We start from the raw sequence: 8,009 nt of genomic DNA, 5'->3' as shown, positions 1-8,009 counted from the left end.
GCTCCCTTTGGCCGTTATGTCAACACACAACGTATGCAACCCACTGGAAGTTCCGGCGTCAAGTGACCCCGGTCCGGACAGCAGTGTGGTGCGGCGGAGAGTTCCGCCGCACCACACAGGCTACGCATCATGCCGGACTGACCTGACGTCAGCCCCCTGCGTCAGACCGCCGCTCCGGTGGCCAGGTCGTCGACCTCGGCCACGGCGACGACCGCGCCGGTGCTCTTCTTCGACTTCCGCAGCCGGCCCTCCAGCCAGGAGGCGAAGGAGGTGAGGGCGAAGTTCACCGCGATGTACAGCAGGGCGATCACCACCAGCGTGGGGATGGTGTTGCTGTAGTTCGCCGAGATCTGCCGGTTCGCGGCCAGCAGCTCGGTGAGGCCCAGCAGCGAACCGCCGAGCGCGGTGTCCTTGAGGATCACCACGAGCTGGCTGACCAGGGCGGGCAGCATCGCCGTGACGGCCTGCGGGATCAGGATGTGGACCATGGTCTGGCCCTTGCGCATGCCGATCGCCTTGGCGGCGTCCGTCTGGCCGTGGGGCAGCGACAGCACGCCCGCCCGGACGATCTCGGCGATGACCGCCGCGTTGTAGAGCACCAGGCCGGTAATCACCGCGTACAGCGGCCGGAAGTCGGAGGACACGGCGGGGACGAACTGTACGAAGAACGCGTAGCCGAAGATCATCAGCATCAGCACCGGGATGGCGCGGAAGAACTCGACGACCGCGCCGACCGGGATGCGCACCCAGGCGTGGTCGGAGAGCCGGCCGATGCCCAGCAGGGCGCCCAGCGGCAGGGCGATCAGCATGGCGATCGCGCCGGCCTTCAGGGTCTCCCCGAGGCCGGGGAGCAGGTAGGTGGTCCAGACCCGGCCGTCGTTGACGAAGGGGGTCCACTTGTCGGCGTCGAGCTGGTGCTTGTCCGCCATGACGGACAGGATCCACCAGGCGGCGAGCGCGAACAGGACCAGGAAGCCGGCCGTGTAGATCCAGTTGCGGGCCTTGGCCTTGGGGCCGGGGACGTCGTACAGCACCGAGCTCATCGCTTCACCGCCACTCGCTTGGCCACCCAGCCCAGCAGCAGACCGGTCGGCAGGGTCAGCAGGCAGAAGCCGAGGGCGAAGATCCCGAAGACGGCGAAGAGTGCGTCCGCCTCGTTCTCGATCATTTCCTTCATCAGCAGGGCCGCCTCGGCCACGCCGATGGCCGCCGCCACCGTGGTGTTCTTGGTGAGGGCGATCAGTACGTTGGCGAGCGGCGCGATGACCGCCCGGAAGGCCTGGGGGAGCACGATCAGGGTGAGCACCTGGAAGAAACTCAGCCCCAGCGCGCGGGCGGCCTCGGCCTGGCCGACGGGCACGGTGTTGATGCCCGAGCGCAGCGCCTCGCAGACGAAGGTGCCGGTGTACGCCGTCAGCGCGAGGACGGCCAGGCGGAAGCCGATCTCCTTGAAGGTGCCGCCGCCCAGATTGATGCTCAGGGTCTGGCTGAGACCCAGCGAGCTGCCGATGATCAGCAGGGTCAGCGGCGTGTTGCGGACCAGATTCACGTAAGCGGTGCCGAAGGCCCGCATCAGCGGGACCGGGCTGACCCGCATACCCGCGAGGACGGTGCCCCAGACCAGGGAACCCACCGCCGAGTAGAGGGTGAGCTGAACCGTCACCCAGAAGGCTCCGAGCAGGTCGTACTGCCCGGAATCAAGAAAGTCGAACACGATGCCCTGCGCTCTCCCCAGGATGGCCGGCGAGGTGCGCCGCCGCCCGCGGACGGGCGGTCGGCGGCGCACCCCACCGGGAAATCAGCTGCCTTCGGTGATCTGCGGGGCAGGCTCGTTCTTGTAGTTGGCCGGGCCGAGGTTCTTCTTCACGGCCGCTTCCCAGGAGCCGTCCTCGACCATCTTCTTGAGCGCGGCGTTGATCTTGGCCTGGAGGTCCTTGTCGCCCTTCTTCAGACCGATGCCGTAGTTCTCGTTGCTCATCTTCAGGCCGACGAGCTTGAACTTGCCCTTGTTCTTCTCCTGCGCGGCGTAACCGGCGAGGATCGAGTCGTCCGTGGTCAGCGCGTCGACGGCCTTGTTCTCCAGACCCGTCAGGCACTCGGAGTAGCCCGGGAACTCCTGGAGGTCGGCGTCCTTGGCCAGGTCCTTCTTGATGTTCTGCGCCGAGGTGGAGCCCGTGACGGAGCAGAGCTTCTTCTTGTTGAGGTCCTCGACCTTGGTGATCGAGTTGTCGTCGGCGCGGACCAGCAGGTCCTGGTGGGCCAGGAAGTACGGGCCGGCGAAGTCGACCTTCGCCTTGCGCTTGTCGTTGATCGAGTACGTGGCGGCGATGAACTTCACGTCGCCGTTGGAGATCAGGTTCTCGCGCTCGGAGCTGACGGCCTGCTTCCACTCGATCTGGTCGGGCTGGTAGCCGAGCTCCTTGGCGACGTACGTGGCGACGTCCACGTCGAAGCCCTCGAACTTGCCGTCGGGGGTCTTCAGGCCCATGCCCGGCTGGTCGAACTTGATGCCGATGACGATCTTGTTCGACTTGGTGCCGCCGGACGCGCCCGCGTCGCTCGCGCCGTCCTTCTCGCCGCTGCCGCAGGCGGTCGCCGTCAGCGCGAGGACGACGGCCGTGGCCACTGCCGCGCCGGCCTTGAGAACCTTCATGGTGAACTTCCCTCAGGTGAGACGTTGTTGAACGACGAGCTGGACACGTCGTCTGCGACGGCGTGCGCCGTCGACCGGATCACTACCAGACGCGGGCGTCAGTGGTGCAGGATCTTGGACAGGAAGTCCTTGGCGCGGTCGCTCTTCGGGTTGCTGAAGAACTGCTCGGGAGCGGCCTGTTCGACGATCTTCCCGTCGGCCATGAAGACAACCCGGTTGGCCGCAGAGCGGGCGAAGCCCATCTCGTGCGTGACGACCACCATCGTCATCCCCTCGCGGGCGAGCTGCTGCATGACCTCCAGCACCTCGTTGATCATCTCCGGGTCGAGCGCCGAGGTCGGCTCGTCGAAGAGCATCACCTTCGGGTCCATCGCCAGCGCCCGGGCGATCGCGACGCGCTGCTGCTGGCCGCCGGACAGCTGCGCCGGGTACTTGTCGGCCTGGGAGCCGACGCCGACGCGGTCCAGCAGCGACTTCGCCTTCTCCATCGCCGCAGCCTGGTCCGCCTTGCGGACCTTGATCTGACCCAGCATCACGTTCTGCAGCACCGTCTTGTGCGCGAACAGGTTGAACGACTGGAACACCATGCCCACGTCGGCGCGCAGCCGGGCCAGCTCCCTGCCCTCCGAGGGCAGTTCCTTCCCGTCGACCGTGATGGTCCCCGAGTCGATGGTCTCCAGCCGGTTGATGGTCCGGCACAGCGTCGACTTGCCCGATCCCGAGGGACCGATCACCACGACGACCTCGCCGCGGGCGATGCTCAGATCGATGTCCTGAAGCACGTGCAGCGCGCCGAAGTGCTTGTTGACGTTGCTCAGTACGACCAGGCCGTCCGCGGCCTCCGCCGCGTCCTTCTCGTCCTTGGTCACTGATACTCCGCTCATCGGCCTCTAGCTCCGTCCTCCGTCGGTTGGCAGGACAGTAGTGACGCGGCGCGCACACCGTCACCACATCTGAGCGAGAATTGAGCATAACGATACGGCCTCGCACCGATACGCTCCGTGCGCTGCCCCCACCGGTGCACGATGTACGCGTACCGGGTGCATAACGGAAGACTCGCCGGGGCGGAACGCCCTTGACGTGGGACTCTCCATGGGCGTGGATGCATGGTGGCCATCCGTACGGAATGTGAAGAGCGAGAGAAGGAGAGGGGGACGACGCCATGAGACTGCTGCTCGTCGAGGACGACGACCACGTCGCCGCCGCCCTGTCCGCGATCCTCGCCCGGCACGGCTTCCAGGTGACCCACGCCCGCAACGGCGAGGAGGCGCTCCAGGCGCTGCTGCCCGCCGGCGCGAAGCCCTTCGGGGTGGTGCTGCTCGACCTCGGCCTCCCCGATCAGGACGGCTACGAGGTCTGCGGCAAGATCCGCAAGCGCACCAGCACGCCCGTCATCATGGTCACCGCGCGCGGAGACGTCCGCTCCCGCATCCACGGCCTGAACATGGGCGCCGACGACTACGTGGTCAAGCCGTACGACACCGGCGAACTGCTCGCCCGCATCCACGCCGTCGCCCGCCGCACCGGCACCTCCGAGGAGCCGGCCGCCCCCGGCTCCGGCGCCGGACCGGGCGTGGTCCGCCTCGGCCCGGTCTCCGTGGAGCTGCCCACCCGGCGCGTCAGCGTGAACGGCACCGACGTACCCCTCACCCGCAAGGAGTTCGACCTCCTGGCCCTGCTCGCGCAGCGGCCCGGCGTGGTCTTCCGCCGCGAACAGATCATCAGCGAGGTCTGGCGCACCAGCTGGGAGGGCACCGGCCGCACCCTGGAGGTCCACGTCGCCTCCCTGCGCTCCAAGCTCGGCATGCCCGCGCTCATCGAGACCGTCCGCGGGGTGGGCTACCGGCTCGTCACCCCGGCCGCGCCCTAGCGGGGGCCCGCCGTGCGCGCCCGGCTGCTCCCGCTCCTCGTCGTCCTGATGGCGGGCGTGCTGCTCGCGCTCGGGTTCCCGCTCGCCGTCAGCCTCGCCGCCGCCCAGCAGCAGCGGGTGGTCGTCGACCGCATCGACGACAGCGCCCGCTTCGCCGCCCTCGCCCAGTTCGTCATCGACGCCGAAGGCTCCGGCGCCACCGGCGCCGACGAGCGGCGCGAGACCCTCCAGCTGGAACTCGCCCGCTACCACGACCTGTACGGCATCCGCGTCGGCATCTTCTACCGCAACGACAACGCCATGGTCCGCGCCCCCGGCTGGTGGCAGCTGCCCGACTCCGGCGAGGCCCGGCGGTCCTTCGAGGAGGCCCTCGCCGGCCGCCGCAGCCACGACCCCGGACAGGTCTGGCCCTGGCAGGTGAACGGCAAACTCCTCGTCGTCTCCCCGGTCGTCCTCGACGGCGACGTGGTCGCCGTCGTCGCCACCGAATCACCCACCGACCAGATGCGCGGCCGGATCCTGCACGGCTGGCTGCTCATCGCCGCCGGGCTCGCCGCCGCCATGCTCGTCGCCTTCGGCGCCGCCCTGCGGCTGACCGGCTGGGTGCTCAAGCCCGTCCGGACCCTGGACGCCGCCGCCCACGGCATCGCCACCGGACGCATGAACTCCCGCGTCGCGGCCGCCGGCGGGCCCCCGGAACTCAGACGCCTCGCCCGCTCGTTCAACGAGATGGCCGACAACGTCGAAGAGGTACTGGAGCAGCAGCGGGCGTTCGTCGCGGACGCCTCCCACCAGCTGCGCAACCCGCTCGCCGCGCTGCTCCTGCGGATCGAGCTCCTCGCCCTCGAACTCCCCGAGGGCAACGAGGAGATCGCCTCCGTGCGCACCGAGGGCAAACGCCTCGCCCAGGTCCTCGACGACCTCCTCGACCTGGCGCTGGCCGAGCACGCCTCCGCCGAGATCAGGCTCACCGACATCGGCGCCCTGGCCGCCGAGCGGGTGGCGTCCTGGCGGCCGTACGCCGAGGAGAAGGGCGTACGGCTCACCGTGACGGGCCGCTCCGCCGTCACCGGCTGGGCCGACCCCATCGCCCTGTCCAGCGCGCTCGACGCCGTCATCGACAACGCCCTGAAGTTCACCCCCGCCGGAGAGGAGGTCGAGGTCTCCGTCTCCGCCGAGGGCTCCAGCGCCCTCGTCGTCGTCGCCGACCGGGGGCCCGGCCTGACCGAGGAGGAGCTGCTGCGCGTCGGCGACCGCTTCTGGCGCAGCGGCCGCCACCAGAACATCAAGGGCTCAGGGCTCGGGCTGTCCATCTCCCGCGCCCTCCTCGCCACCGGCGGCGGCACCCTCTCCTACGCCAAGAACCCGCCGCACGGGCTGCGCGTGACGGTGGCCCTGCCGCGCACCGACCCGCACGGCGGCTAGGGCGTCACCACGGCAGGGCCGCGCGGGCCGGGGCGGAGAGTGCGTACGTCTCGTCCACCGCCCGCAGCTCGAACGCGGCCGACCGCTCCCGGCCGGCGCGGACCAGGCGGGGCAGGTACAGGGCGGTGCCGCAGGTTCCGGCCAGGAAGCGGCGGGTGCCGTCCGGCAGGCGGCGGTACAGCTCGTAGTGCCGCACCGGCCCGGGTGCCCGGCGCCAGGACAGGCGGAGCTCGGCCTCCGTGCCCCGGCGCGCCGAGGCGTCGACCTTCAGGTGCGAGGGCGGGGCCGGGTGCCGGGCGGGGGCGGTGTCGCGTACCGACAGGGCACCGAGCCGCCAGGACACCGGTGACGGCCCGCGCGCGGTGATCCGTACGGCGAGGGCGTACGCGGTCTCCCCGGCCAGCGCCGCGAGGGGGATCCGGGAGGTCCGCCAGGCCCCGTCACCGCCCGTCGTGCCGGTCCGCAGCCAGGTGTACGGGACCGGCTCGCCCGGGGCGCCCGGCTCGCGCACGGCGACCCCGAACTCGACGTCCACCGGGTCCGGGCCGCCCGCGTGGACCAGCTCCGCGACGGTGGAGGGGGTCAGCGGCAGCCGGGTGGCGTGCAGGCCGACCGCGGCGGGGGCAGTGAGGGGGCCCGTCACGAGCAGGCTGGAGCCGCCGCGCCAGGCGTCCGCGAAGTCCAGCCGCACCTCGGGGCGCCGGCCCTCGGTGTCCACCACCCAGCGGCGGCCCGGGAGCCGGTCCTGGAGCCCGAGCTGGTTCCACGGCTCCTCCGAGACGGCCTCCCCCTTCTCGTACCAGCGCAGCCCGTGCCCGGTGTTGAAGGAGCAGGCGAACGGGAGCGCGCTGACGGTGGACCGGTCGGCGACGGCCGTGGCGGGCGCCCGCCAGACCGCGTCGGGCGCGGGGCGGGACGGGTCCAGGGACTCGCCCGTCCAGAACCGGTCGTCGGCGTGGTGGAAGGCGCTGGGGGAGCGGTCGGTCAGGTGGTCGCGGGTCCACTCGGGCCGGTAGAGGCCGAGGCTGACGACGTGGTCGCGGCCGCGCGGCACGATCGCGTCCCAGCGGACGTCGGAGTCCCAGCCCCTGGACTCCACGTCCACGGCCGCCCACAGCTCGTGGCGGGAGCGGCCCAGCCGTTCCGCGAGGGCGGCGGAGGAGACCAGTGACTCGGGCGTCCAGCGGAAGTCCACGAACATCGTGTCCGCGACCCGGCCCTCCCGGTCCTCGAAGAACTCCTGGTTGAGCGCGTCGAGCGCCCCCCTCCAGCCCACCGCCCCGGTGCTGTCCATGGCGTCGTACCAGGTGACGCGCAGCCCGTGCGGCTCCCCGGCGGCCCGCAGCGCGCGCAGGAACCCGCGCATGCGGGTGGCGAGCGCGCTGTCCCCGCCGTCCGTCTCGGCGTTGACGAACCAGCCGTCGAACCCGTACGTCCGCGCCACCTCGGCCAGCTTCTCCGCGAGCGGGTACCGGCCGTGGGCGTCGCGCTGGACCAGGTCCCGGGTCCAGCGCAGGTCGCCGCCGTAGACGACGGGCGGCAGGAAGACGTTGCCGAGCACGCGGACCCCGTTGCGGTGGGCGGCGTCGACGACGGGCGCGTTCGGGGCGAGGATCAGGCCCTCGCCGGCTGAACCGCCCCAGAACACCAGCTCGTCGAGGTACGCCCAGTGCGTCGGCGCGTAGTGGTCGGCGGTCGCCGAACCCTGGGAGGGGTTGCCGGCGGTGGGGCCGAAGGAGACGAGCGAGGCGATGCGTGCCTGGCCGGCGCGGGCGGTCCGGTTCGCCGGGACCGGAGTGAACCGCGGGGCCAGGGGGACGCTCGCGGTGTTGTACGGCAGGTCCGGATCCGACTGCGGGGTCCACTCCTTGAGGGAGCGCCAGACGATGCCGGGGCCGGGGGTGCCCTGGGGGAGGGAGTCCGGGAACCAGTACGAGGCGTACGGGGCCAGGCGGGCGGGCTCCGGCGCGGGGGCGGGGGCGGCCTGCGCGGGGAGCTGCTCGGACCCGCGTCCCGCGACCGACTCCCGGACGCCATCGGACACGTAGCAGAAGCGCACCG

General features: G+C 71.1%; 7 protein-coding genes. 2 read left to right on the top strand and 5 right to left on the bottom strand.

What is annotated here, in order from left to right; all coding sequences use genetic code 11:
- Nucleotides 1-161 precede the first annotated feature (161 nt).
- The 4 genes from AB0F18_RS37490 to AB0F18_RS37475 all read right to left on the bottom strand — a co-directional run bounded on the left by AB0F18_RS37490 (nucleotide 162) and on the right by AB0F18_RS37475 (nucleotide 3,537).
- Nucleotides 162-1,043 carry an amino acid ABC transporter permease gene (locus AB0F18_RS37490; protein WP_362069487.1) on the bottom strand — a complete coding sequence of 294 codons (882 nt, stop codon included), beginning with the start codon at nucleotides 1,041-1,043 and terminating at the stop codon, nucleotides 162-164.
- Nucleotides 1,040-1,714 carry an ABC transporter permease subunit gene (locus AB0F18_RS37485; protein ID WP_344165986.1) on the bottom strand — a complete coding sequence of 225 codons (675 nt, stop codon included), beginning with the start codon at nucleotides 1,712-1,714 and terminating at the stop codon, nucleotides 1,040-1,042. Before AB0F18_RS37485 ends, AB0F18_RS37490 begins: the two co-directional genes overlap by 4 nt.
- 84 nt (nucleotides 1,715-1,798) lie before the next feature.
- Nucleotides 1,799-2,653, bottom strand: a complete 855-nt coding sequence (locus AB0F18_RS37480) for a glutamate ABC transporter substrate-binding protein (protein WP_362069483.1) — start codon at nucleotides 2,651-2,653, stop codon at nucleotides 1,799-1,801.
- A 98-nt stretch (nucleotides 2,654-2,751) separates the two neighbouring features.
- Entirely contained in the window at nucleotides 2,752-3,537 is a 786-nt protein-coding gene (locus tag AB0F18_RS37475; protein WP_362069480.1) for an amino acid ABC transporter ATP-binding protein, read from the bottom strand.
- Between the two features lie 278 nt (nucleotides 3,538-3,815).
- Between AB0F18_RS37475 and AB0F18_RS37470 the strand changes: the two genes are divergently transcribed.
- Nucleotides 3,816-4,523 carry a response regulator transcription factor gene (locus AB0F18_RS37470; RefSeq protein WP_362069477.1) on the top strand — a complete coding sequence of 236 codons (708 nt, stop codon included), beginning with the start codon at nucleotides 3,816-3,818 and terminating at the stop codon, nucleotides 4,521-4,523.
- Between the two features lie 12 nt (nucleotides 4,524-4,535).
- Nucleotides 4,536-5,948 (top strand): HAMP domain-containing sensor histidine kinase, encoded by a 1,413-nt coding sequence (locus tag AB0F18_RS37465; protein ID WP_362069474.1) that lies wholly within the window; start codon nucleotides 4,536-4,538, stop codon nucleotides 5,946-5,948.
- 4 nt (nucleotides 5,949-5,952) lie between these two features.
- Here AB0F18_RS37465 and AB0F18_RS37460 read toward each other — a convergent pair whose 3' ends face one another.
- A complete protein-coding gene (locus AB0F18_RS37460) occupies nucleotides 5,953-8,007 on the bottom strand; it encodes an endo-beta-N-acetylglucosaminidase (RefSeq protein WP_362069471.1) in 2,055 nt (684 codons plus the stop codon).
- Nucleotides 8,008-8,009: the final 2 nt, after the last annotated feature.

Origin of the sequence: Streptomyces sp. NPDC029216 (assembly GCF_040648015.1) — a bacterium.
Taxonomy (GTDB): domain Bacteria; phylum Actinomycetota; class Actinomycetes; order Streptomycetales; family Streptomycetaceae; genus Streptomyces.
This window is presented reverse-complemented; position numbering and strand designations above follow the sequence as displayed.